Origin of the sequence: Paraburkholderia fungorum (assembly GCF_902833645.1) — a bacterium.
Taxonomy (GTDB): Bacteria; Pseudomonadota; Gammaproteobacteria; order Burkholderiales; family Burkholderiaceae; genus Paraburkholderia; species Paraburkholderia fungorum.
This window is the reverse complement of record NZ_CADFGE010000006.1, coordinates 215826-239667: the sequence shown is the minus strand read 5'-3', so window position 1 is coordinate 239667 and position 23842 is coordinate 215826. Positions and strand designations below refer to the sequence as shown.

The 23842-nt window shown below is 61.0% G+C and carries 24 protein-coding genes and 2 pseudogenes; 11 read left to right on the top strand and 15 right to left on the bottom strand.

Going from position 1 to position 23842, the window contains the following annotated elements; translation table 11 throughout:
* Window positions 1-120 precede the first annotated feature (120 nt).
* Window positions 121-1080: a LysR family transcriptional regulator gene (locus HWX91_RS20375; RefSeq protein ID WP_028198225.1), complete on the bottom strand. Its 960-nt coding sequence runs from the start codon at window positions 1078-1080 to the stop codon at window positions 121-123.
* Between the two features lie 222 nt (window positions 1081-1302).
* Here HWX91_RS20375 and HWX91_RS20370 point away from each other — a divergent pair, with 222 nt between their 5' ends.
* Window positions 1303-2715 carry a M20 family metallopeptidase gene (locus HWX91_RS20370; protein WP_028198224.1) on the top strand — a complete coding sequence of 471 codons (1413 nt, stop codon included), beginning with the start codon at window positions 1303-1305 and terminating at the stop codon, window positions 2713-2715.
* 95 nt (window positions 2716-2810) lie between these two features.
* Window positions 2811-4094: an MFS transporter gene (locus HWX91_RS20365; RefSeq protein WP_028198223.1), complete on the top strand. Its 1284-nt coding sequence runs from the start codon at window positions 2811-2813 to the stop codon at window positions 4092-4094.
* A 137-nt stretch (window positions 4095-4231) separates the two neighbouring features.
* On the opposite strand, the gene HWX91_RS20360 is transcribed toward HWX91_RS20365, so the two are convergent.
* Window positions 4232-5284: an NADP(H)-dependent aldo-keto reductase gene (locus HWX91_RS20360; RefSeq protein WP_028198222.1), complete on the bottom strand. Its 1053-nt coding sequence runs from the start codon at window positions 5282-5284 to the stop codon at window positions 4232-4234.
* 139 nt (window positions 5285-5423) lie between these two features.
* On the opposite strand from HWX91_RS20360, the gene HWX91_RS20355 reads away from it, so the two are divergent.
* Window positions 5424-5636 (top strand): DUF3820 family protein, encoded by a 213-nt coding sequence (locus HWX91_RS20355; protein WP_006048800.1) that lies wholly within the window; start codon window positions 5424-5426, stop codon window positions 5634-5636.
* Here the strand turns inward: HWX91_RS20355 and HWX91_RS20350 are convergent.
* From HWX91_RS20350 to HWX91_RS20340, 3 genes are all read right to left on the bottom strand, one after another.
* Window positions 5622-6263 carry a trimeric intracellular cation channel family protein gene (locus HWX91_RS20350; protein ID WP_174459553.1) on the bottom strand — a complete coding sequence of 214 codons (642 nt, stop codon included), beginning with the start codon at window positions 6261-6263 and terminating at the stop codon, window positions 5622-5624. The two genes, HWX91_RS20355 and HWX91_RS20350, sit on opposite strands and share 15 nt — an antisense overlap.
* A 107-nt stretch (window positions 6264-6370) precedes the next feature.
* Window positions 6371-6943 carry an adenylyl-sulfate kinase gene (cysC, locus tag HWX91_RS20345; RefSeq protein WP_028198220.1) on the bottom strand — a complete coding sequence of 191 codons (573 nt, stop codon included), beginning with the start codon at window positions 6941-6943 and terminating at the stop codon, window positions 6371-6373.
* Complete coding sequence (locus HWX91_RS20340; RefSeq protein WP_028198219.1) at window positions 6940-8523, bottom strand: tetratricopeptide repeat-containing sulfotransferase family protein; 1584 nt, start codon at window positions 8521-8523, stop codon at window positions 6940-6942. The genes cysC and HWX91_RS20340 overlap by 4 nt, the downstream gene beginning before the upstream one ends.
* Window positions 8524-8878: 355 nt before the next feature.
* Between HWX91_RS20340 and HWX91_RS20335 the strand changes: the two genes are divergently transcribed.
* Window positions 8879-9238, top strand: a complete 360-nt coding sequence (locus HWX91_RS20335; RefSeq protein ID WP_081833175.1) for a hypothetical protein — start codon at window positions 8879-8881, stop codon at window positions 9236-9238.
* Window positions 9239-10691: 1453 nt separating this feature from the next.
* Here HWX91_RS20335 and HWX91_RS20330 read toward each other — a convergent pair.
* From HWX91_RS20330 to HWX91_RS20315, 4 genes and pseudogenes are all read right to left on the bottom strand, one after another.
* Window positions 10692-11036, bottom strand: a pseudogene (locus HWX91_RS20330) (MFS transporter); the annotation flags it as partial.
* Window positions 11037-11123: 87 nt separating this feature from the next.
* Window positions 11124-11441 (bottom strand): annotated as a pseudogene (rplI, locus tag HWX91_RS20325) (50S ribosomal protein L9); the annotation flags it as partial.
* A gap of 163 nt (window positions 11442-11604) precedes the next feature.
* Window positions 11605-12219 (bottom strand): hypothetical protein, encoded by a 615-nt coding sequence (locus HWX91_RS20320; RefSeq protein WP_052660788.1) that lies wholly within the window; start codon window positions 12217-12219, stop codon window positions 11605-11607.
* Window positions 12220-12289: 70 nt separating this feature from the next.
* A complete protein-coding gene (locus tag HWX91_RS20315) occupies window positions 12290-12988 on the bottom strand; it encodes a hypothetical protein (protein WP_028198217.1) in 699 nt (232 codons plus the stop codon).
* Window positions 12989-13298: 310 nt separating this feature from the next.
* Between HWX91_RS20315 and HWX91_RS20310 the strand changes: the two genes are divergently transcribed.
* Window positions 13299-13535 carry a hypothetical protein gene (locus HWX91_RS20310; RefSeq protein ID WP_028198216.1) on the top strand — a complete coding sequence of 79 codons (237 nt, stop codon included), beginning with the start codon at window positions 13299-13301 and terminating at the stop codon, window positions 13533-13535.
* 197 nt (window positions 13536-13732) lie between these two features.
* A complete protein-coding gene (locus HWX91_RS20305; RefSeq protein WP_028198215.1) occupies window positions 13733-14134 on the top strand; it encodes a hypothetical protein in 402 nt (133 codons plus the stop codon).
* 41 nt (window positions 14135-14175) lie between these two features.
* On the opposite strand, the gene HWX91_RS20300 is transcribed toward HWX91_RS20305, so the two are convergent.
* From HWX91_RS20300 to HWX91_RS20275, 6 genes are all read right to left on the bottom strand, one after another.
* Window positions 14176-14412, bottom strand: coding sequence for a hypothetical protein (locus HWX91_RS20300; protein WP_028198214.1), 237 nt, complete (start codon window positions 14410-14412; stop codon window positions 14176-14178).
* A gap of 3 nt (window positions 14413-14415) precedes the next feature.
* Entirely contained in the window at window positions 14416-14622 is a 207-nt protein-coding gene (locus tag HWX91_RS20295; RefSeq protein ID WP_028198213.1) for a hypothetical protein, read from the bottom strand.
* 216 nt (window positions 14623-14838) lie between these two features.
* Window positions 14839-17595, bottom strand: coding sequence for a lytic transglycosylase domain-containing protein (locus HWX91_RS20290; RefSeq protein WP_028198212.1), 2757 nt, complete (start codon window positions 17593-17595; stop codon window positions 14839-14841).
* A 141-nt stretch (window positions 17596-17736) separates the two neighbouring features.
* Entirely contained in the window at window positions 17737-18285 is a 549-nt protein-coding gene (locus HWX91_RS20285) for a hypothetical protein (protein WP_102857433.1), read from the bottom strand.
* 35 nt (window positions 18286-18320) lie between these two features.
* On the bottom strand, window positions 18321-18641 hold the full coding sequence (locus HWX91_RS20280; RefSeq protein WP_028198210.1) for a hypothetical protein: 321 nt from the start codon (window positions 18639-18641) through the stop codon (window positions 18321-18323).
* On the bottom strand, window positions 18641-18844 hold the full coding sequence (locus HWX91_RS20275) for a helix-turn-helix transcriptional regulator (RefSeq protein WP_042275804.1): 204 nt from the start codon (window positions 18842-18844) through the stop codon (window positions 18641-18643). The genes HWX91_RS20280 and HWX91_RS20275 overlap by 1 nt, the downstream gene beginning before the upstream one ends.
* Before the next feature lie 230 nt (window positions 18845-19074).
* Between HWX91_RS20275 and HWX91_RS20270 the strand changes: the two genes are divergently transcribed.
* From HWX91_RS20270 to HWX91_RS20250, 5 genes are all read left to right on the top strand, one after another.
* Window positions 19075-19827: a Rha family transcriptional regulator gene (locus HWX91_RS20270; protein WP_127837922.1), complete on the top strand. Its 753-nt coding sequence runs from the start codon at window positions 19075-19077 to the stop codon at window positions 19825-19827.
* Between the two features lie 77 nt (window positions 19828-19904).
* Window positions 19905-20813 (top strand): hypothetical protein, encoded by a 909-nt coding sequence (locus HWX91_RS20265; RefSeq protein WP_127837923.1) that lies wholly within the window; start codon window positions 19905-19907, stop codon window positions 20811-20813.
* Window positions 20814-20969: 156 nt separating this feature from the next.
* On the top strand, window positions 20970-22547 hold the full coding sequence (locus HWX91_RS20260; RefSeq protein ID WP_028198208.1) for a hypothetical protein: 1578 nt from the start codon (window positions 20970-20972) through the stop codon (window positions 22545-22547).
* Between the two features lie 236 nt (window positions 22548-22783).
* Complete coding sequence (locus HWX91_RS20255) at window positions 22784-22996, top strand: hypothetical protein (protein ID WP_028198207.1); 213 nt, start codon at window positions 22784-22786, stop codon at window positions 22994-22996.
* Window positions 22993-23616 (top strand): hypothetical protein, encoded by a 624-nt coding sequence (locus HWX91_RS20250; protein ID WP_052660786.1) that lies wholly within the window; start codon window positions 22993-22995, stop codon window positions 23614-23616. Before HWX91_RS20255 ends, HWX91_RS20250 begins: the two co-directional genes overlap by 4 nt.
* Window positions 23617-23842: the final 226 nt, after the last annotated feature.

Here is a 23842-nt window from a genome sequence, read left to right as displayed (position 1 = left end):
GGCTGAATCCTACCACTGGTGCGAGCCGCAGCATTGCCAGCCATGCCTTGAAAGCCCACCGGGCCGCCCCGTCACCACAGTTTAGGTCGCCAATCGCCGTCCGGCAGGGAGATTTGCCTTTCAATGCGCCTTGCCACGCTTTCGGGCAGGCTTCGGCGTCGCAGCATCCGTCGGCTTCGCGCCGCCGATCTCAGCAATCAGATGGTCGCGGAACGCCTTGACCGACGGCGGCAACTCCCGGCCGGCCATGGTTTGCACCTGGATGCTGCGCTGACGCATCTGCGGGTGCGTCAGCGGTATCGCGACGAAGCCGTCGCCGGCGTAACGGTCGCGCACCGATAGCAGCCCCGTGAACATGATCGCCCCGGACTTCTGCGCGTAACGGTACATCGCCCCGCTATTGTTGCTGATGAGATCCGGTTCGAGCAGCACGCCTTCAAGCGCACAGGTAATGTCGATCAGTTGCCGGATCGTCGTACCAGGCTCCGGCAGCACCAGCGGATAGCGCCGCAGGTCGGCCAGCGACACCCGCGCGCGCGCCGCCAGGGGATGGTCGGCGTGCAGCAGCGCCAGCACCGGCGCGCGCTCGGTGTGCTCGACCTTGACGCCCTTCTCCGGCGCGAGACTGAAGGTCAGCGCGAGATCGGCGTCGCCATCGCGCACCCGTCGGGTCGCCTCGCCCGGCGGCATCACGGAGAGCGTGAAGTCGATCCCCGGGTACTGGCCGCGGAACGCCGCCATTGCACTGGGCAAAAAATCCGCCGCAAACCCCTCTGAACTCGCGACCTTGATCATGCTGCCGTGCAATGCCTCGAGGCCGCCGATCTCCTTCATCACATGCTCCGCCTCCAGCAGGCTGCGCTGCGCATAGGCAAGCAGCCGCTCACCCGCCTCGGAGAGCGACATGCCACGCGGCCGCCGCTCGAACAGCGCGACGCCGAGATCGCTTTCAAGCCGCGCGATCTGCCGGCTGATCGCCGAAACAGCCACATGCAGCCGCGCGGACGCGTCGCTAATCGAGCCCGTACGCGCCACTTCCACAAAATAGCGCAATGCGATGCCGTGCAATGAAAGTGCCATGAAGGTTGCCTTGAGCAAAGGTACGCACGAACGTGTGCAGCCGTGTGTGAAGAGATTCAGCTTTGCCTTTTCGGCAATGCAAGTTTCGAAACACGATCATTGTGACAAAAATAACGGCCTCCTAGAATCGTTTCGAAGCTGATGGCCGCGAATCGAGAACCGTGCCGCACCAGGCGCCGCGTCGCCGCCATCCCCCGCACCCCGCATCGGAGAGAGACAAACATGAGCCGCAATCAGGCCATCGAACACGCCACGCATCATTTCGAATCCGGCGCCTTTCTTGAGAACCTCAACCGTCGCGTCGGCTTTCGCACCGAGAGCCAGGAAAGCGACCGTGCCGCCACGCTGCTTTCGTACTTGAGCGACGAAATCGCGCCGGAAGTCGAAGGACTCGGCTTTAGCACCCGCATCGTCGATAACCCGGCACCGGGGTTCGGGCCGTTCCTGGTCGCCCATCGTCACGAAGACGAGCGCCTGCCTACCGTACTGATCTATGGCCACGGCGACGTCGTGCGCGGCTACGACAGCCAGTGGCGCGCGCCGCTGACGCCTTGGGCCGTGACCGTCGAAGGCGAACGCTGGTACGGCCGCGGCACCGCCGACAACAAAGGCCAGCACTCCATCAATCTCGCCGCGCTCGCGAGCGTGCTGGCCGCGCGCGGCGGCAAGCTCGGCTTCAACGCGAAATTGCTGATCGAGATGGGCGAGGAAACCGGCTCGCCAGGACTCGACGCGATCTGCCACCAGCACAAGCAGGAACTGGCCGCCGACGTGCTGATCGCGTCCGACGGCCCGCGCCTCGCGGCACGCCGCCCCACCGTCTTCCTCGGCTCGCGCGGCTCGGTGAACTTCAAACTCTCGCTGAATCTGCGCGACGGCGCGCATCACTCGGGCAATTGGGGCGGCCTGTTGCGCAACCCGGCCACCGTGCTGGCGAACGCACTCGCCAGTCTGGTCGATGCGCGCGGCGTGATCGCAGTCGACGGCTTGCGTCCGCCGCCGATTCCGGAGGCGGTGCGCCGCGCCCTGGCCGATATCACGGTAGGCGGCGGCCCGGGCGATCCGGCCGTCGACGACAACTGGGGCGAGCCCGGTCTCACGCCGCCAGAACGCGTGTTCGGCTGGAACAGCTTCGAAGTGCTGGCCTTCAAGGCGGGCAATCCCGAGAATCCGGTCAATGCCATTCCGTCATCGGCGTTCGCCCACTGCCAGTTGCGCTTCGTGGTCGGCACCGACTGGGAAAACCTGGCGCAGCATCTGCGCGCCCATCTGGACGCGCATGGCTTTTCGCTGGTCGAGATCGGCGTCGAGCGCGGTGCGCCGGCCACCCGTCTGAATCCCGACGACCCATGGGTGACCTGGGCCATCGCCTCGCTCGAACAGACCACCGGCAAGAAAACGGCCGTCCTTCCGAATCTCGGCGGCACGCTGCCCAACGAAGTCTTCGCCGACACGCTCGGCCTGCCGACCATCTGGGTGCCGCATTCGTACCCCGCTTGCTCGCAGCACGCGCCGAACGAGCATCTGCTCGGGCCGGTGGTGCGCGAGGGTCTGCAGATCATGGCGGGACTGTTCTGGGATCTGGGCGAGAACGCGCCGCGCTCGAACTCAATGCGTCCAGAAGCCTCGGCTTGAGCGAGCAACGCAGCACCTTCGCCGCTCATCCCCTGATCACTCGCACTTCACCCGCGGTTCATTGCCAGCCGCATCCGCTACGAGGCACGCTCACGATGATCACGTCCACCTTGCAAGCCAGCGCCGCGCGTCCATCCGCCGCGAAGGTCCATCGCATCATTCTCGCGGCGTCGATCGGCAATGCGCTTGAATGGTTCGACCTCGTCGTCTACGGCTTTTTCGCGGTCACGATCGCGAAGCTGTTCTTCCCGGCGCGTACCGAAGCGATCTCGCTGATGCTCACGCTCGGCACCTTCGGCATCTCGTATCTGATCCGCCCGCTTGGCGGACTCGTGCTCGGCTCGCTCGCGGATCGCGCGGGCCGCAAGGCATCGCTGCTGCTGTCGATCGGCTTGATGATGATCGGCACGTTGACGATCGCCGTGATGCCGCCGTATGCCGCCATCGGTTTGTGGGCGCCGGCCGGCATCATGCTGTCGCGGCTGGTGCAGGGATTCTCGGCGGGTGGCGAGTTCGGTGCGTCCACCGCGTTTCTGGTCGAACACGCCCCGCAGCGGCGCGGTTTCATGGGCAGCTGGCAGTTCGCCAGCCAGGGGCTCGCGACACTGCTCGCCTCCGGCTTCGGCGCCTTGCTGACGAGTCAGCTCACGGCAGCGCAACTCGAATCCTGGGGCTGGCGCATTCCGTTTCTATTCGGCCTCGTGATCGGCCCGGTCGGCTTCTATATTCGCCGCTACGTGGACGAAGGCGCCGAGTTCAGCACGGAGCCCAAAACGCGCACGCCGCTGCGCGATCTGTTCGGCACGCAGAAGGTCCGAATGCTGCTCGCGATCGGCTCGCTGGTGATCTCGACCGCGGCCAACTACATGATCCTGTACATGCCGACTTACGCGATCAAGCAGTTGCACCTGCCTGCCTCGACCGGTTTCGCGGCCACGCTCGCGACGGGCATCGTGCTCACCGTGCTGACGCCGTTCGCCGGCCACCTGTCCGATAGCGCGGGACGGATCCGCATCATGGCGGTTGCCGCGACGCTGATGCTGCTGACGGTCTATCCGACCTTCATCTATATGAACGCGCATCCGTCGTTCGCCACGATGCTGCTGGCCTTGCTCTGGATCGGCGCATTGAAGGCGGCGTACTTTGGCGCGCTGCCCGCGCTGATGTCGGAGATTTTCCCGACGCAAACGCGCGCAACCGGTCTCGCGACCAGCTACAACATCGGCGTAACGGTGTTCGGCGGCTTTGCGCCCTTCGTGATTACCTGGCTGATCGACGCGAGCGGCAACAAGCTCGCGCCCGGTTTCTATCTGATGTTCTGCGCGGTGGTGAGTTTGTCGGCGCTCTATGCGGTGCGCGCGAAGCTGAAGATCCGCTGAGCGGCTTGCAGTGAGCTGGAGGGAGTTCGCGGAGGGCTTGAGGCGAGGCGAGGCGACGTGAAACAAGCAGAGATAAGTTCAGACACGCCGAGGCGGGCAAGACAGATCAATCCGCCTTGCCCGCCTCGCCAACTACCTCAAGGTGCAGGATTGGGCTGCAGTTCATGCAGCTTGTCGATCTCCGCGAGCACTTCCGGCGAAAGCTTCAGGTCGGCGCTGGCGATATTTTCCTTCAGTTGATCGAGCGAGGTCGCGCCAATCAGATTGCTCGTCAGGAACGGCCGGCTATTGACGAAGGCCAGCGCGAACTGCGCGGGCGACAGGCCATGACGCTTCGCCAGTTCCACGTAGCGCGTGGTGGCCTGGACCGCTTGCGGCTTGCTGTAACGCTGAAAGCGCTCGAACAGCGAAATGCGGGCGCCTGCCGGACGCGCGCCGCCTTCATACTTGCCCGACAGCCAGCCAAAGGCCAGCGGCGAATACGCCAGCAGGCCGATGTTGTCGCGATGCGCATACTCGGACAGACCCGCTTCGTACGTGCGGTTCAACAGGCTATACGGATTCTGGATACTGACAATGCGCGGCAAGCCGAGCTTTTCGGCCGCGCGCAGAAACTGCGCGACACCCCAGGGCGTTTCGTTCGACACGCCGATATGGCGAATCTTGCCAGCCTTGACGAACTCGGCGAGCACCGACAGCGTTTCTTCGATCGGCACCGTATACGCGTCGTCGACCCACGGATAGGCGGGACGGCCGAATGTCATCGTGCTGCGATCCGGCCAGTGCAACTGGTACAGATCGACGTAGTCCGTTTGCAGACGCGCGAGACTGCCGTTCAGCGCTTCGGTCAGATTCTTGCGGTCGAACTGGTTGCCCTCGCCGCGAATATGGCGCGGGTTGTGCGGTTGACGCGCCGGGCCGGCGATCTTGGTGGCCAGCACGATCTTCTCGCGCGCGCCGCGATGCTGCGCGATCCATGTGCCGATATAGCGCTCGGTCGAACCTTGCGTCTCGGGACGCGGCGGCACCGGGTACATTTCCGCGGCGTCGATCAGATTGACGCCATGGTCGAGCGCGTAATCGATCTGTGCGTGCGCTTCCTGCTCGGTGTTCTGCTCGCCCCACGTCATGGTGCCGAGACCAATCAGGCTAACCTTCACATCCGAATCGCCGAGTCTGCGGTATTCCATCGAACCTGTCCTGTTGTGTGTGAAAACGGAAAGCGCCGACGTTACCATGCCCGCGCAATGCCTGCAGCGCGGCTAAAATACTGCTTCAGCAGCCGCTCACACCGGCGCGCTCAACGAACGCTGCGTCAACCCATCTGCGATGAATCCCGAACACCTCGAACTGCTGGTCACGCGCGTGATGCCCTACGGAAAATACAAAGGCCGGCTGATCGCGGATCTGCCGGGCCACTATCTGAACTGGTTCGCGAGTCAGGGCTTTCCACCGGGAGAAATCGGCCGTCTGCTGGCCCTGATGCACGAGATCGATCACAACGGTCTGTCGTCGCTGATCGAGCCTTTACGCAAGCGCTGAGAGCGACGCCTTCGGCAGATGCCAGCCGTAGGTGACGGCAAGCACGCGCAAGATGAAGCACGCCGCGACGCCAGGCGGCAAGCCGGCGCGCCGCGCCACCACCACGACGAAAGCCCCCGCGAAGGCCGCGGTCGCATAGATGTCGGCGTGCAGCACGAGCGGCACGCGCGCCATCAGCACATCGCGGATCACACCGCCGCCCACGCCCGTGACGGTGCCCATCAGCATCGCGATAAACGGGCGGATGCGGAACAGCAGCGCTTTCTCGACGCCCGCCACGGCAAACAGCGCGAGGCCGGCTGCATCGAGCACGGCGATCAGCGCGGCAGGAAATTGCTGGACAGTGGAATGGAAAACGAAGGTGAGCAGGCCGGTGGCGGACGTCAACGCCGGGTAACGCCAGTCGCGTATCGCGTTGGGCGGTGAATCGCCGATCAGCAGATCGCGGATCACACCGCCGCCAAGCGCCGCGACAAACGAGATCACCATCACACCCAGCAGATCGAGACCGCCGCGCATCGCGCTGAGCGCGCCCTCGATCGCGAAGACAACCGTGCCGGCCAGATCGGCGGCCAGAACCAGCGCTTCGACGTTCGGCGTTATTTTTCTTATCGACAATGTCGGCATCGACGCATCACCCTTTCAGTCCACGAGTAGCCGAAAAGGTATAGCGAAATGCCCGCCGCCGGGTGAAAAATTTGCGCAGCCGGCACGCGATACGGACGGCGCGCCCGTTATTTCGCGAGGCGCGGCCTGCCAAGCCCGCTCTCTCTCGTCAGGCAACCCATGGCGACCAGATGCACGAGCAGGCGGTCTACCGCCTCGTCGATCGACACCCGATCGGATTCGATCATCAGATCGGGTTCGAGCGGCACATCGTACGGCCCGGAAATGCCGGTGAAATTGGGGATCTCGCCGCGCCGCGCACGCGCGTAGAGGCCTTTGACATCGCGTGCCTCGCACACCGTCAGCGGCGCATTCACGAACACTTCGACGAACCCGTCGCCCACGATCTCGCGAGCCATGCGCCGATGCTCATGCTCGGGCGAAATCACCGCGGCCATCGCGACGAAGCCTTGTTGCATGAACAGCGCCGCGACGTGCGCGACGCGCCGCAGATTTTCGGCGCGGTCTTCGGGAGTGAAGCCGAGGTCAGCGGTCAGGCCGCGCCGCAGCACGTCGCCGTCGAGCACGATCGAAGCATGTCCCGCCGCTTTCAGACGCCGGTGCAACGCGTCGGCCAAGGTCGATTTACCGGCGCCGGACAGACCGGTCATCCATATGACGGCGCCGCGGGTCGTGCTCATGACTTACGCTCCCTATCCGTTGCCGGTGCCGCGGCATTCGCCGCCGGCGCGCCGAAGCTGCCGGCCGGCGCCAGGTCCGGTCCCAAACCGTCAAGCAAGGGTTGCAGCAGCGCCTCGCGCGGCTGCCAGCGCCGCACCGAGGTCTTGTAGATCGGGCGGCGCACCTGCGCCGCGCTTGCCGTATTCACCTGCCGCTCGGTCTGGTGAAACGACAGGCAGCGCTCGTCCCAGTCGAGTCCGCAATGCGCAAGCAAACGCCGGACATTGCCTTCGAGGTCCTCGACCAGCTCTTCGTATTTGACTTCGATCATCGTGCCTTCGGGCAACACGCGTTGCCAATGCGCCATCAGCGCGTCGTAGGCGCGGTAGTAGCGGCCCAGTTCACCGAGATCGTAGCTGAATGGTACGTCGTGGAAAATTCGTGAAAAAATCGACAGACAACTTTGCAACGGTGACCGGCTGCTGTGAATGAAGCGCGCGTTCGGCAGTGCCAGATGGATCAGGCCGACGTTGATGAAATTGAACGGATACTTGTCGGTGAAGCGCGTGTAGCCTCCCGATGCCGAGCCTTGCATTTCCAGTTGCGGCGCGTGCATGCGGCGCAGATAGTCGGCGCCGAGCGCGCGCAATTGTGCGGCCCCGACGCCCTGCAACGCTTCGATATCGATACGCAACGGGTCGTCTGAATCGCGGCCGATGCAATTCACCAGCGCCTCGCCGAAGTCCGTACGCTCGCCCATGCCGAGAACCTGCGGATGGCTCGCGAGAATCTGTTCGATCAGGGTGGAGCCGGAGCGCGGCATACCGACAATAAAAATCGGCGCGGCCGACGGATCGCCCAGCCCGTGTTTGGCCGCCAGCACCTCCGCAGTCAGGAGCTCGGGCAAATGCGCGAACAGACCGAGCGCCGCGGCTTCGTCATAACGCACGCCGGCGCGGTGCAACGCGTTGCCTTTCAGGAAATGATCGAACGATGCATCGTTGCGGCCCACATCGGACAGCGCCTGACCATACGCGAAGTGCAGTTCGGCCTGATCCGCCGGCGTGAGCGAAGCGACATTGTGCGCGAATCGCTCGAGCGCGGCGAACACCGGATCGTCGGCACTCAGACGCTTGGATTGCACGAAGTTGCGGTAGTACAGCGGCACCTGCGGAGCGGCTTCGATCGCGCGGCGATAGGCTTCGTGCGATTCGTCAAAACGGCCGAGCGCCTGCAGGCAGTTGCCCATGTTGTTGTACGAGCCATCGGCTTGCGGATTCAGCCGCACGGCTTCGCGGTAGGCGTCGACGGCCTGCTCAAGCCGATGCATCTGCTCGAGCGACCAGCCGAGCCCATGACGCAAATTGGTGTTCAGCGGATCGAGCGCAATGCCCTCGTGATAGCGCACCACGGCTTCGGAAAAACGGTTCAGCACGGCGAGCGTTCCCGCGAGGCGCTCATTGACGGCGCCGTTGGCGGGATCGAGCGCGCGCGCCGCTTCAAAACAGTGGAGTGCCGCCTGGAGTTCGCCGCGAGCGACGCAGGCGTCGCCTTCGGCGCACCATTCCGGGGCGGTCGCAGGCTGTGGGTCGTGCTTCATTAACGGCCAGTTTCTTGCAGGCTTCGCATCAGACAGCCCGGCAGTGTGGGGTACGTTCTTCTTCGTCCAGTGTCGGCACAAACCTGCTCTGGATTCAAAGAGGGAATTGTCTGACGCGAAAGTATCAGGCGCGCCCTACAGTTTCTTTTCGAATATTTAACGAAGTGTTACAGGGCGGTGATTCGGTCATCTTCTGAAGCTTGCTGCAACGCGCGGCCGCTATGGCATCAGATCGCCACGGCGGCCTTGTGGCGGCGGCGTGGCGCGCGCCAGCCGTAATGCGCGGACACAAATCCCGCTGAACTCCGGGGCACGCCGTCTTTCTGATTCTTATACGAGGAGGCGGGAGAAAATCGTGAGCAGGCTTATTGCATCAGTCGCGCTGCTGGCTGTGGCGGCAAGTCTCACCGGGTGCGCGGTCGCCCCGGGATACGACTACGCCTACCCTTACTACTACCCCGGCTACGGTTATGCCTACGGTCCATACGGACCGGCTTACGGCTCGGTCGACATCTGGGGTGGCTGGGGCGGCTCGTGCTGTTACTACCATGGACACGGGGGCTACTGGCATGACGGCGGATGGCATGGCGGTGGCTGGCATGGCGGTGGCTGGCACGGGGGCGGCGGCGGTGGCTGGCACGGCGGGGGCGGCGGCCACGGCGGTGGCGGCAGTGCGTGGAGCAGCGGTGGCGCTCAGGGCGGTCACGGGCATTGACACCACCGGCCGTGCCTTTGTCACGCAGCGGAGTGCGTCGGCCGGGGTGCCCGGGGCGACCATAATGCTCTGATTGCCTTGCTTGCCCTGTGTGAATCGATGTCGATGCGCGAGCTGGCCAGCTCGCGCTTTTCAGGGAACAGGCAGCCCCTGCTCGCTCACCCGCAACGCCGTCGCCTCATCCCTCCCTGCGGTCCTCCTACCGCTTTCGACCTGAAGCCGGCGGATACTCGGCACTACGAACCGCTCCTGAATTTCTGTTCTGGTCGGCCGGCTCGATCTAGTGGATCCAGACCGCACGGCACATCGCCGACGCGCGGGAAAGCGATCACCATGTCCGGGATTTTGAGGTGTTCAGGACGTGCCGGCTCCGCGAAAGCGCGGACCGAAAGACTGTACGGGTGCGGTGCTCATGCGCCCGTCGACAGCGGCATCACCCCGCCCGCCACCTGGCAGTATTCGACGGCTGCCGATACACCGATCCGGCCAACCAACCGACCAGGCCGGTCTGAACAAAAAGCGACTGGCGCGTTGCAAGGCGCGACGTCGCTTTTCTGGGCACTGCGGGGACGGCTGAAGCGCGAATGGGGTGCAGACCGTGCAACCCGGCGCCGGGAAGTCTTACGCGTTGCGGTAAAATCGGATTTTGATTCAAGCCGTCTGGCCGTCCCATGTCTTCAGCTCAAACTCCCAGTCCGCGCCGCGTGTCCGTCGCACCCATGATGGATGGGAACAATCAAGCTGAAGAGCATTGCCAGTAGGGTTATCGGCTGGACCTGCAAAGCTCGTAGCACCGGTGTAGCACTTCCGCCGCGGAATGGAACCCTTTGTCATCCGACTGCACGCTGATGATGCAAGGGCGTTACCGAGCTACTGGACAAGGCCTTTAGACGATACCCATACGCCAGCCCATACTGCAAAAACCCATACTGGCGCCGCTTCTCCCACATAGGTACGCGACCGGCGAACCCGCGAATCCCCTTTTATAACCAGCGATTCCTGCCTTGACTGTCCGCCGTCCTGCCGCAGCATCCGCACCTAGGTCCGCGCTTGGCAGCAAGCCGCCAATTCGAAAAAAAAGCCCACAAAACACGTGGGCCTTGAATTTCCGCCTGGTGTTCGGCATCGAATTGCGGAGCAAGCCTTTTCGACCGCCGTTCACGTCGCGCGCATCACTGTGCTAATCTAGCCATATATGGCTCGTCTGAGTCATGTATGACTATTCAGCGCGGCGAACACATACACCGCTCCGATGCTGAAATAATGCGCTGCTAGAAGCAGGTAACACAAGTTTGCTGTAGTCATGTGCCTTTCCAAAGAGGTACGTGATTCGAAGGGACCCGCCCGAATCTTTCCACGGACGTGGGCGAAGTCCCTTCCCCATTTGAGACGGCGCGATCACTCGCGCCGTTTCTTTTTGAGCGATAAGCCTGCTCAAAATCTATCTTCCGGCTCAGTCCCTTTGCGCTTTGCGGTGTGACCGGCTCATGCTTGCAGCGATTATAAGCCAGCAAAACACCAGCCCCGAGCAGGTGAAAATAACCGTGCTACGACCGTCCACTTTCAGCAACCAGCCGCCGGTCGCCCCACCCGGCGCAAGATTGATCGACTGCGTGGCGTTGTACACGCCGGCCACCGCGCCCTTGCGGGTGCGCGGCGTCAGTTTCGACACCAACGAAGGCTGCGACGCTTCAAGAATATTGAAGGCGGGAAAGTAGACCGAGAGAAGCGCCGCCACACTCGGAATCGTAAGCGGAGCGACGCCCAACAACAACTGTCCGATCAGGATAAGACCAATTGCACTGACTTTCATGATAGTCACCTTGACGCGAGGCCTCACCGCGACATGCCCGTCCGGAAACCCGCCAGATCCGGCAAACGTATCCACTGCGAGCGTCACATCGACGAGCATGTCGGTGTGCAGCGAGATACGAACAGCGTGGTCGCCGAGCAGCTTCAGCAGCCCTATCTGAACCGTCGAGCCCGCCGGCTTTTCGCCTTGAGCTTGGGCAGCAGCCCGCTTTTCAGCGGCGATCTTTTCGAGTTCAGCGCGGCGAACTTCGAATTCAGCCAGGGCTTCCTTCGTTGCGCGGCGAGCTTGCTTGTTCGCGATCAGGAAGTTACTTGCGTAGCCGTCCCTGACCTTCACGATATCGCCCATGTTGCCCAGATTGACTGCCTTGTTCATAAGAATGATTTTCATTCGAATGCTCCTTATCGCGTCGTCCGGGTTAGACCTTGTGCTGGCCGGTGCACGGCACCAGCGCGAGGAAACGTGCGCGCCTGGTAGCCATGCTGGTCGCCCTTTTGGGAAACGTTGTGCAATGGCTAGATCATAGGGAGCGGGAAAAACTAGAGATACTGCGTCAGGCTGACGACGGGGAATCTTTGCGCGCTGCCGTACCCCGTTTGCCAGCAGGCGGGGTAGGTGCAAAACCCCGCTTTGCGAGCCAGCCATCGATAGTGGTTTGCGCTTGGGTAGGGCTTAAACGTACGCCCTCAATAGACTTTGCGTAAGCGAGGACAGCCTCTTTGATCGACAACACTGCTTGCCGACGGCTGGGATAAGGTTTTTCATTCGCTAGCTTCCAAGCGTACTCACGGACCGGATCAAGTTTGGAGTCCTGCGCCTCTTTCGCTTTCTTCGCGTTTTCGGTGGGTTGCCGTTCAAGATATTTAATCATTCCATCTTGGATATCGACGTGCTTCTCGTAAATCTCCAATTCCACTTCGGTAATTTCAATAGCCGACTGATAAAGACCAAGTCCCTTTCTAAATCCAGATAGAAATACATTGTGCAATGCAAAAATCATTTCCAGATACAAAGGTTCGTAATTATGCTCCCTCACCTTCCTTAGTTCATTGAGAAAGTCATTTTTTGTGAACAAATCCGACCGATCATCAAGCGGCTTGGCGAATTCGTTAGTGAGATAGTCTATAAATTCCGCGCCGTACCCCTCGCGGATATCGTTCATATTCATAAGCGCCCCCAACCCTCAAGTGGAAACAAGGTATCCGCCTAACAACAACGCCAGAATATCGTGCAGTCGCTCACGACTTCGACACATTGCCGAACTTCTTGCCAATCTCTGCAATAAAACCGTTCATCGCATTCCAAAATCCGATCAGTTCTATCTGAGGATTATCAACCATCGACTCCATGCTTAGCGAATACTTACGCAGGCGGCCTGTGCCGTGAGCCTCCGACGTTCGAAATGTATTGTCGAAACGCGTAATCAACCCTTCCAACGAGTCCAAGAACTCCGCATTAGCGATTTGATGCTTTTCTGCGATTCTTCTAAAGTCCTTTTTTCTGCTCCTCGCCCCCATGAAAGACTCGTACTCTGCTGGAGCTTCCGTCAATACTATAAGTCCCATCAGCTTGTCCCACAAGGCGCGATAACGAAGTACATACGCCGAATTAAAGCGATGGACATCCATTTTTCCAAAAAACTTCGCCTCGGAGTCGAGAATAGAACCCCCTTCGAGCTTTCCCTTAGCGAAAACCTCGGTCCACGTCACGCCGACAGAGTGAGAGTCCAAGAAGAGAAGGAAAAAGTTAATTTGTATATCAAATAGCGCTGTAAAAACACGCATTCCATCCGGGCGCGTTTGAAGCTGGTCGAACGCACTTGCCAACGAAATATGACTCGGCGCAAAAATAGATCTTGCCACCATATATTTATCCAGCAGTTCTTCAAAGCGCACCACTTCCTCGCGCGACTTGAGAGAGAAACCCTCGCCAGCCATGTGCTCCCCCTATCCGATCTGACTATCCGAACACTATCGCCGGGCGCCTGGGCGTGCCCCCGCTCCCCGGAAGTATGCCTACAACTCTCCCGCGGACAACCAAAAACACCCAACTGCTGCCGCCAGAACGCCTAACATCGGTCGAGCGTCGCCCCGACCAGCTAGGCTGCCTTAAGCAATGTTGAGCGCCCACGCGGGTTCGCGAAGCTCGTACACCCGGGCAATCGTGGACGAGCGGCGCCGACATGCGCTATCGTGGGATGAGAGACCGAAACAGCCTGCAGCAACCAGCCAATCAAGGGAGATTGCCATGCAGCCCACAATTCATCCGTCCACTTGGAAATTCTTGCGCGGCATTTACCGGGATTGGTATTTTCCGCGGCCGGATCTCACGCTTAACGATTGGCTAAGCGATATGCGCCGAGCACATGCCGCGCTACTTGGCGAGGACATCGAAATCGATCGTATACTCGCGCAGTCCATCATGGTTCTTGAATACGCCATCATTGATCGCGACGGTCGGTTGCCGGCTAAGATCACCTCGTAACCGCCCCTAGCCGCCCGCAAGACGACGAAGGCGAACCAGAGCCCGCTCGACGCGTTTGAGCACCGGATGACTCGCCTGCAGCCCGCAGCTGCCGTGGCTATCGTGCCCGGCCCTGCTCTGCTTTTGCACTTCTGGACCTGAGCACAAGCAGGCGTGACCCTCTGTTCTTGCTGCCTCATTTTGAGACTGGAACCGCGATGAACACGATAGAAGCCGAAGTCGCCCACAAGCCGTCGCTCGGCGATCCGGCAATCATCAATGAACTCGTCAGGAATTTCTGCAAGTTCGCCCTCGACACTCGGGCCGACTTTCACGCTGGCATCGGGCCGCGCGACCCACTACCGCTCATTGAGGCAGAGGCGCGCCGGGTCTCGGCCATCATCACGCCAACCATCAGCAAACGGTCGTGGTACGGCTTATGGCATGTCCTGAAGAAACTCACCGCCGAGTGCGATGGCGACCCGGTGGTGGCCGCGCTTCTGTACTTGGCAATTCAATGCACCACCGCAGGGGATGCACTCAATAGCGGCGAGGATGAGGCGGACGTGAAGCGCAGGCTAGACGACTGCGTGCGGGACATAGCGAAGAGAATGGTTTGAGGCGCGGATAGCGGCGCAAACCAACGAGGCGCGATCCCGTCTTAGCCCCGCCATCCTTCGTTCACGTTAATCCACGCGGATTCGGTCCCCTTCAGCCAGACGCCATTGGCGCCCTCCTCCCACGTGTATATTTTCTGCCGCACCACGGCACCCTGCTCAAAGCACGTATCCGTGAGCATGTTGTTATTCGCGTCGTACGTGAACGAGTGCGGCAAAGAAGTCGGATCGAACGTAATTCCGTTGGCGTCTTTGACTACAACGCGGACGTTTGCGGACATGGCTTATGCACCCAGGAACGCCGGGGGCGTCGGCAACGTCGCCTCTACGTTATCGCCAATGTTGCGCAGCGATTGACGGTAGCCGACTAGCTCACAGAACTCGCTCGCCGAAACAGTCGTCGTGCCGCGGCCAATGGCAATCTCTTCAAGATGCTGCGAAACAAGATCGGCGGTAGAGGCGAGCAGCGAAGATGCGGTAGGTTGCGACATGATAACTCCTATGTTTGGTTATCCTATACTCTCGTCACGAGCCCGTTTGCGAGCACCCTGCACGGAAGAAAAAAAGCCCGCGATTGGAGCGGGCTGAAGCGCTGCTACAGCGCGAGGCGGATGACCTCAAACAATGAGCCTCATTCTATCCATCACGACACGATTCGCAAACGAGGCCGACATATACCAACAAACCGTAGCCAACCGGGGCATCGATCAGTTACTCACGTCGTTGCCCGGCAACGAAACACGTTGCGTCGCTCCAGAAGAGGTCGGCAGATTAATCGTGGTGGACAGCTTCTTCGACTTTTGCACGGTGCCGATGTTGGTGCTGTTGTTCTGCTCAATGATGATGGTCACGCCACCGACGTCGGACCCACCGCCACCATTGCCACCGCCCGCCGATTTGAGATACTTCGGGTCGATCTTCGCAATGTAGTCGCGCGTTTCCTTCGGGGCGAAATTCAGCCACTTGTCACCGTGCGCCTTGATGTCTTTGTCGAGGTTCCCTTGACCCCAGTTGTACCCGGCGAGCGCCTTGCCTACGTCGCCGTGATTGAATTTCAGAAGGTCGCGGTACATGCGCGCCGCGCCGTCCGACTCCGAGGCGAAGCTGCCAATCGCCACTCCGTACTGCTTCGCCGTGCCGTCGAGCATTTGGAAGTTGCCCTTGGCGCCCGCGCCAGACGTGCGGTTATTCGCGCCCCACGACGTTTCTGCGCCCCACACGCCATCGAGGAGCCCCTTGGGCAGGCCGTATTGCTGCTCAAGTCCACCAAGGCGCGCGTCGCCAATCGCGCGACGCCCAGCGTTAAACATGCCCGTGCCCGCATCAATGATCTTGTCCCATGCCGTGCTGCCCGTCGCAGTGTGCATGCCGTCCATTTTGACGCGGGACACGTACGAGTCTTCGACCGCTTGAATCAAGCCCTTATCAGTCGGCTTCTGAGGTCCAACAAATTTCGGATCGACAGGGGTCGCAATGCCCGCGCCGAGTTTGTTTGCCATCCACAGAATGCCGTCCATCGCCTTCTGCGAATACGGCACTAGGCGCTCGCCGATCTGCGTCTTGATATTTTCGATGTTCGAGTCGATAGAGCGCTGAATCGTGGCCTGCGTATCCTCCTGACCCTTGCCAGATAGCACGCGCACCATTTCATTTTGCATCTGCTGAAATTTGCCGCCTTGCTCGGCCTTGTCCATCGCAGCGATGTCGCCAGGCTGCATATCCTTGCGGCTGCGGATCGCGTCCGGTCCCGTGCGGTAGAGCTTTTCGAGGTCGTCAAACGAACCGGCCTTAGAGATACCGGCGATTGCCTGCATCCCGCCCTCGCGCACGTCGCCAACGCCGACCCCGGCGTTCTTCAGAACCGTGTCAATGCCGTTGTGGTCCGACGTGCTCGCGTTCGCAAGGCTCGCTGCGTCGCCGAGCGACTTCAGGCCAAACATATTCTTGACAGCGTCAAGCTCCAATTCCACGCCGTTCTGGCCGCGACCGGAGTAAGCCTTGTCGAGGCCTTCCATGGTGACGGCGAGGTTCGACCCGGCGGGCCCCTTGTTTTGGCTGTCCCAGTCACTGACGCCGCGGCGTGACATGAAGCCGGAAACGTCGCGGTTGTCCAGGCCGTTTGAGAACAGGCCGCCCTCTGCGCGAAGCTGTGCGCGGATCGGGTCCATGCCGAACTGCTGCATCAGGAAGTTTTTCGACGCCTCTGTGCCGCCCATCCGCTGCATGGAAGAGTTGGCCGTGCCGAGGACCGAGGAGGCGTGGTCCGCCGTCATATCGCCAGTCAGCATTGAGCCGTATGCGTTGCCGAACACGTTCAGATTCGGGTTGACAGCGTTGAACCGATTCTGCGAGGCAGAAAAGTTTTGCATTTCCTGCATGACCTCGCCAGGAGTCGCCTTACCCTGCGCATTGACGATGGCTTCCGCAAGCTGGGTAGCCAGTTCCTTGTTGTTCTGGCGCGAGTTGATGCGCTGCATACCAGACACGAAGTTGACGCCCTGCGACGGTTCGAGACCATACGCGCGCCCGAGGTCCGCGCCCGAGCGCGTGGCAGTCGAGAGTTCGGCAGGAGTGTGATACGCGCCACCGCTTGCCGCGTTCGCCTGCCCTTCGAGCTTGACGAATTCGCCGTTCGCAATGCCCAGGCCCCGCGCAGCCTTGTACGATTGCTCACTCAGGTCGCCAAACGATACGCCGAGATCGCCCATCGAGCGCTTCAGGGTGTCGAGGTCAACGTTGCGGGCCTTGGCCTTATACATGCCCTGCCCGGCCCACTCCATGCCCTTGCCGATGGTCGAGGTAACGCCAGCGAGGAGCGCACCGATAGGGCCGCCCGCGATGCCTGCGGTGACGATGTTGCCAAGCGGGCCGCCGATGCCGTTGCCGGCCGCCAGCGCGGTCGCCGTGCCGAGACTCTGCGGGCGGCGCTTCCACCACGAGCCGCCCTCTTCGCCTCCACCACCGGAGCCACCAGAACCGCCGCTACCGCCCCGGCCAGGGCGACGCCCACTACCGGACCCACCGCCGCCGCCCGAGTCGCCGCCAGCACCGCCGCCAGGGGGGGCCGGGGGAATGATGTTGCCGTTGGCGTCGGTCTCGTTGTAGACGGTCGGGTCGAGCGCCGTGCCGCGTACGGAGTGCAGGAAAGCGCGGTCCCTCATGCGCTGCGCAATACGCGGGTCCGTGGACAGCTTGGAAAAGTCGATCTGCGACAGGTGCGCGCCTGACTGGCCGGTCGCCTTCAGTGCATTGCGAAGTTGAGACGAGAGCGCGAGAGTCTGCTGGAATTGCTTGTTGATGAGCGCGAGATCGCGCGCCATCAGCTTCATATCGACAGGCTCGAACTTCTGCTTCTGATTCTGCGCGACGGCCGCACCCAGCTTGTTCATGCTGGCCGTGATCTTTTGAATGGCGGCGTCAACGCCACCGACGTTCGCGCCTACTCCGATCTTTACCTCTGCCATTTTTGGCACTCCGAATGCGTGTTAGATAGCTTTATAGTGGCGTCACTACATAGGGCGCGGACCAACGAAAAAGGCCCTGCAATGAGGGCCTTTCGCGCTGCGATTGAGCCGCACTAGGCGGCCCGGGATGGTTGCCGACGGTTAACCACGCAGGTTTGGAATCGTGTTGTTGACGACCATTGCGCGCAGTTCATTGCTAGGCCTGTGCGACTTCCAGATTGACCCGGTCGCCATATCCTTCGGGTTGAGGAGAACCCACACGCGATGAAGCTCGGCCACGCTCGCGAGATAGGCTTCCTCGTTGACCGCCACGATCTTTTGCATAGCCTGCAGAGCAAGGGAATTTTCTTCCAGTTTCGCATCCTTCTCACGTTGCACACAGTCGGCGCGCGCCGTAGCCAATGCTACATTCAAATCACGCAGCCTATCCGCCGATGCCTGGATGGTTACCTCCAAATCTGTGAGGTCCAAATCCGCGATCTTGATGGCCAACGCGCGCTTACCATCGGCATCGCCGTTGTCGCGTGCCGCGCGCAATGCTTCGGCGGACGTGGCCTGCAGTTCCGAACGACGCGCAAGCAGTTTCGTATGGCTCGCTTGGGCCTCCTCGCTTGCAGTGGTAGCTGAAACTACCGCAGCGCGGCTGGCGGCGAGCGCCATCAGGGCGGGACTTACTTGGACTTGTGACATTATTTGATCCTTTAAATGAGGGGTATTCGTGTTTGTTACGCGTGGGACATGCTGGGACGTTGCGGCGCGCGATACTTGTCTGACAGCAGCATCAGGCGTGCGTGGCGACTCTCGGCGAGGACGGTTGCGGCTTGATTAAGCTCATCCTGTGCGCGACGCGCGGCAGTGGCTTGCGAGGCTTCCTGCCCAGCCGCAGCCTCATTCAGCTTCTGCTGCTCGGTTTCGAGTTCGAGCAGGTATTCGCGCAGCTTCAGTGTGCTATCCCCGGCGATGATCGCGCGCTGAATTGACGCGCGGGCTGCTTCAATCTTCGCCTTCAGTTCGGACACATTCGCCTCCGTTTTCTTCGTTGCCATCACTTCTCCGTTTGCGGCTCGCTTGCCGCGCTCAACCAGATCAAGATCGCCGACTTCAGCCAGCGTTTGCGTTTGCCCAAAAGGATCGGCTCAATGAATGAACCCTCCTTCACCATCCCGTTAAATGTTGACCGGCTCACCGTGAGTAGCGCGGCGACCTCGTCAGCATTCAGCAAGATCGGGCCGTCGTCGCTTGTGCTCATCACGGCTCCAATAAATTTGCGTGGAATCGAGTGGATTCGATCCATCACCGCTACTTTGGCGTCACGACAAACGAGCGCAAGCGAATTCCGGGCGATGCAAATTAAAGCCGTCAAATTCGGGTGGATTCGCTAGAGCCGCCCGAAGCGTTTGTCGGTCACACTTCGATCACCGTTGCACAAGTTTCCATGTCGTGACGCGATTCTCAATTCACCATCAAAGGAGAATCGCCGTGAGCGAAAAAGAAACACTGACTATGGCCCAAGCCATCAGAGCAACCGGCCTATCACGTAGCACCATTGGTCGCGCACTGAAGCGTGACGACGGCTCATTCCCGAAGCCGGTACGCAACGGCGAGCGCGGCAACATTCACTTCGACCGTGAGGAGGTTCACCAATGGGCTGCCGCGCGCTCAAACGTCCGCCACCTAGTGAAGTCGTTCGAGCCGCCTGCGGACTTCATGGACGCCGTCAAGGTGATCGGCGACCGCGCCATGACAACGTCGCACGATGTCGCGAAGCGCTACGCAATGCGCCCGGCCAACGTTCTGCGCGCGTACGACAAACTTGAATGCAGCGAAAAATTTCGCCAACTCAATTTTGCGTCGGCTGAATACTTTGACGAGCAGAACAAGCCGCGCCGCATGATCCGTATGACGCGCGACGGCTACATGCTCCTCGTCGGCAAGTTCAGCGGTAAGGCTGCGACGCTCACAATGGAAAAGTACATCGACTGCTTCAACGCCATGGCGAACTACATCGCCGAACTGAAGGGCGACCTTCAGGCGCTGTGCGATGTCGGCACCGTGCAGCGCATGGATAAGATGCGCACAGAGGCGAGCTACCACGCCAGCGGGCTCGCCACACTGGGTCACAGGATTCGCCGCGGCGAGGCCGGCGAGACTTCCGCCATCGGACGCCTGCAACTGACCTTGCCATTCGAAGCTCAATACCATCCGCACATCGAAGACAACACCGGCCACTAGACTCGGTAGTGACCGCACGATTTCGGTTGACGAACGTCGTCCAAACCAACGCGGGACGCCGCAAAGGAACCACTACTATGCATTCATTGCTTGCCAGCCGGGGGCAAGACCTAGCGGCAGCGCCAAAGCATCAGGCGCTGCTGGAAAATCTCGGGATCGTCCCACTTCTGAAGTCACAGACCCACGCTGCGGCGCTTCACGAAAGCCTCCGCAGGGACTCCAATGACCACGCGCACAGCAACACACCTCGCGATCCGAAAGGGTTCATCCGTCGCGCCAGCCCGGATATAACCTTGACTCCTGCCCAGCGCCAATGCGCCCAGCGCGAGGAAAGCCGTCAAGATGCCGACCACCTTCGCCGCATGTCTGAAGCGCGCACTAATGGCGGCGTCAATGACGAAGACTACGAGGAGATTGGCGCAGACGGCGTGCCAGTAACGCGCGGCAGCAAGCGCGCAACGGGCTCGTTCGAAAAGCTCCGCAAGGCTCTGAATGCCAGGGCGATCGATACGGTCGAGACGCTCATGAAGTCGCTACAGACCATGTACAGCCCGCGCCGCACCGATCCCAGCGTATCGGATGCGTTCTCATTCGAGGAGCGCTTCGGGAAGGGTTTCACGCACACCGCGCGCGTGGTTAGTCGCCCGGCGGCGGCCAAGCCGACCATCGCTGCACTCAGCAAGTCAATTGAAACAGTCCGCGAGCGATTGGACAAAATTTTGGGAGTCACACCGTTGCAGAAATTGAATAGAAAGATTGTCGCCACCTCCGAAAAACTCGCTAAGAGCCTTCCCGCCGGCCCGGTGCACGGCCTGCGTATGGCAGTGCCGCAGTACACCGTGCCGCAGGTGGAGGCCGCTGCAGGCGCTGCGCTTGCACATGGGGCCATCGATGCGCAATCCGCCCAAGTGATCGCCAACAGCCTCGCGCTTGGCGGCGTTGGTGCAGTTCCCGGCGCGTTGATGGCGAAGCTGCGCGGCGAATAACTGCCAGAATTTTCGCGTAGTTTCGAGCCCGGTTCGCCGGGCTTTTCATGTCGAATCGTTGTACAAAACACACGGCTCAAAAAGGATTTCTGGACATATCCACGCTACGCGGTAGTGACGGCCCAATACCTCTATCGAGTCAAATGGGAGGGGTGCATGTCGCGCGCCACGTTTCAAGAGTCCATCCGTCGCAGCACCGTCCTTCCCACCTTCTCGCAGTCGCTGGCCGAAGTCCACTTCCATCCGCACGCAGATTTCGCATTGCTCCAAGTCTTCACATGCGAGCGCCTCAATTCTGTCCTGACGAAAGAAGCCTGCGCCGCGAACTACACGCGTTCGAATGCGCCACTATCCTGCAAGGGATGTTCAATCGGATCGGCGCACGCCGATGGACTTAACTATCGCGATGAAAGCGACCGCCACGCCAAAGCAGAGGCAGCGCGTGGCTTGTCGTGCATCCGTTGCGAGCGCAACGAACACACCGCAACCAAGTACATCGCCCGCTTCCGCCTGACGCGCAAACACACCCTATGTGTGAACTGCTTTAATAGGGAGCGCGAGGTTGTCAGGGGCTACAACGCCAAAGGGGCGAAGCCGGTCAAGCACTCAGGTCTGAAGACTGCAGCCATCACCGTAGAGACTGCCGAAGGCAAGCGCACGGTCGAAGACATCGGCTTGCGCTCGGGATACCTGGAATGCGCGCGCTACGTCGAGCGGGTAATGCCCGGCGCAACTCTCCTCAAGACAGAATTCGACGGCGAAACCATCGGGCCGTTTTCATTGTGGACGCCGCCGTTCTCGCCGTGGGAACCCTGCATGGTTCGCGGCGAGAAGCCTTGTAAGCGGAAACGCACATACACTCATCTCGGCACACGGCGCACCAGCAAGAAGACGAGTTCCGTTGCATCGTCTGTCGATTGGGATGATTGGGATACGCCGCTCTACGCAAAGCCGCTATCGGATGATCACAGCGACGCCGATGGCAATGGCAACGCTCGCCGTAATGGACGGTTGCCGCCCATGTCCGAAGAGGACGACGCGGCCTATTGCGCGTCGTTCGAGGAAGGCGACGCGCTCGATCCGGAATCTATCGCGGCGTACTGGGACCCTACCGGCGGCGGCCTGCTTGAGTTTATCGAATGGCTCACCGATGCCTGGCCCGTGTTCGATATCAAGCCCGCAGAGCCATCCGCACCCGTCGCCGATAACGGCGCAGCGGCTGAAGTAGCAGAGCCAGTCAGCGACCGCGTTTGCCCGGTTGCCGATGCCGATGCCGATGCCGATGCCGATGCCGATGCCGATGCCGATGCCGATGCCGTCAGCAATCATGATCCCATCGCCGACGAAGACACCGAATCCGAATGGGAGGGCTGCAGCCTCATGCGCGGCGATGAAACGATCTGCGTCACCGACTACGCGCGCGAGCACGGCATCAGCGACGAAGACGCAGCGATTGAACTCGGCATGTGCGATCCGGAAAACTCAGACGAGCCTCAAGCCATTAATTCGGTAGTAAACCTCAAAAGAGAAGTTTGCGCCAAACGCACAAATGAGCCCGCACCGAAGAAACTCACCGGTAAGCAGCAGCGCAAGCTCGAAAAGGCAGCGCGTCGCGCCGAGCGCCAACAAGCTCCGCGGCAGCCAGCAGCACCGGCAGACCACAGTGCGCCCAGCATCGCGCAGACAGCCAAGGCCTTCGTCCACGTTCTCATGAGCGGCCAGCTCAGCGCGTGAAGCTCGCCGACACACCTGCCCGAATCTATCGCATGCCCCCTGTGCCGACCAAAACGGAGCGCGCGGAGCGCTATGCGACCGCTTGGGAGACTGCGCCCAAGCTCGCGCCGAATCCATTCGTTTGGTGTTTCCCGCGCGTGCTCGGCACCCGCGGCAAGCCGGTCAGCCCAGTCTGGCGCGCACAAAAAACAACGTGACGCAACGATAGATCGCACCACTCACCAACCAGGCGCAGCATGAGCACCATCATCGGAACCATCCACCTAAGCCCCATCCACCAGCGCAGCCGCCCAATCATCCGCGCCACGGGGCCGCTGTTCAATCCGCATGTACGCGAACACCTGGCGCACAGCGCTGCGCGCTACCACCGTGGCACCAAAGTCCCCAAAGCCATCGTATTGGCGTCAGCTATCGCGATCTTCGAATACAACGAGCCGACGCCGCTATGATGCCGGTCAAAGACCTCGCAGGGCGCAGGTTCGGGCGTCTTGAAGTTATAGAGCGGGATGGCAGCGACGGATTCGGCAAGGCCACCTGGAAGTGCATTTGTGACTGTGGCAATACCGCCGTGATCGTCGGCTATAACCTGAGAGGCGGCAGCACCTTATCGTGCGGATGCCTAGTTGGTCTCGTTGCCAACACCCGGCTGTCAGCGCTCTACGATGGCCTGACACTAGCCCAGCACGCGGAGCGTAGCGGCCTCTCATCCAGCACGCTAGACAAGCGCGTACGCAAGTATGGCGTGCCCTTCCCTACTCACCTGGACAAGACTCGCGCAGAGCAGGAACTGCGCGTATTCGAGCAGGACCGGGCGAACAACCGGCGCACCGTGACCAAGCGGCTCGGACGCGCCGCAGCATGGCACACGAAGGACAGCCGCATGGCCGCACCGGAGCCGATCGGGACCCTCTTGCCTGGCACCGACAAGCAGTGCGCTCAATTCACCAAACAGGACGCATCGCAAGCAACCGCACAGCACGATGCCGAGCGCATCGAACCAGAAGCCGCACCGCGCGAGCGACACGTCAAGATCGCACTACTACCGCCGCGCCGCACGCGCGGCTTCTAGCTCAGCAACTTGAGGTGGCCAATGTGCCGAAGTAACTGGCGAGCCCCGGCTCCCAGAAAGAAAGCCCACGGTTTGGAATCACGATGCAGGCGCCAGCGCGTTGAATTTTTAGACGGCGGCCAGCAGCCATCGAGCGGTAGAGCGGCACATCTCCCGCACCTTCATGAGCTTGAAGTCTCAATGGCATTCTCGCGCTGCCCCGCAGTCAAGTCCGAGGTCGCGTGTG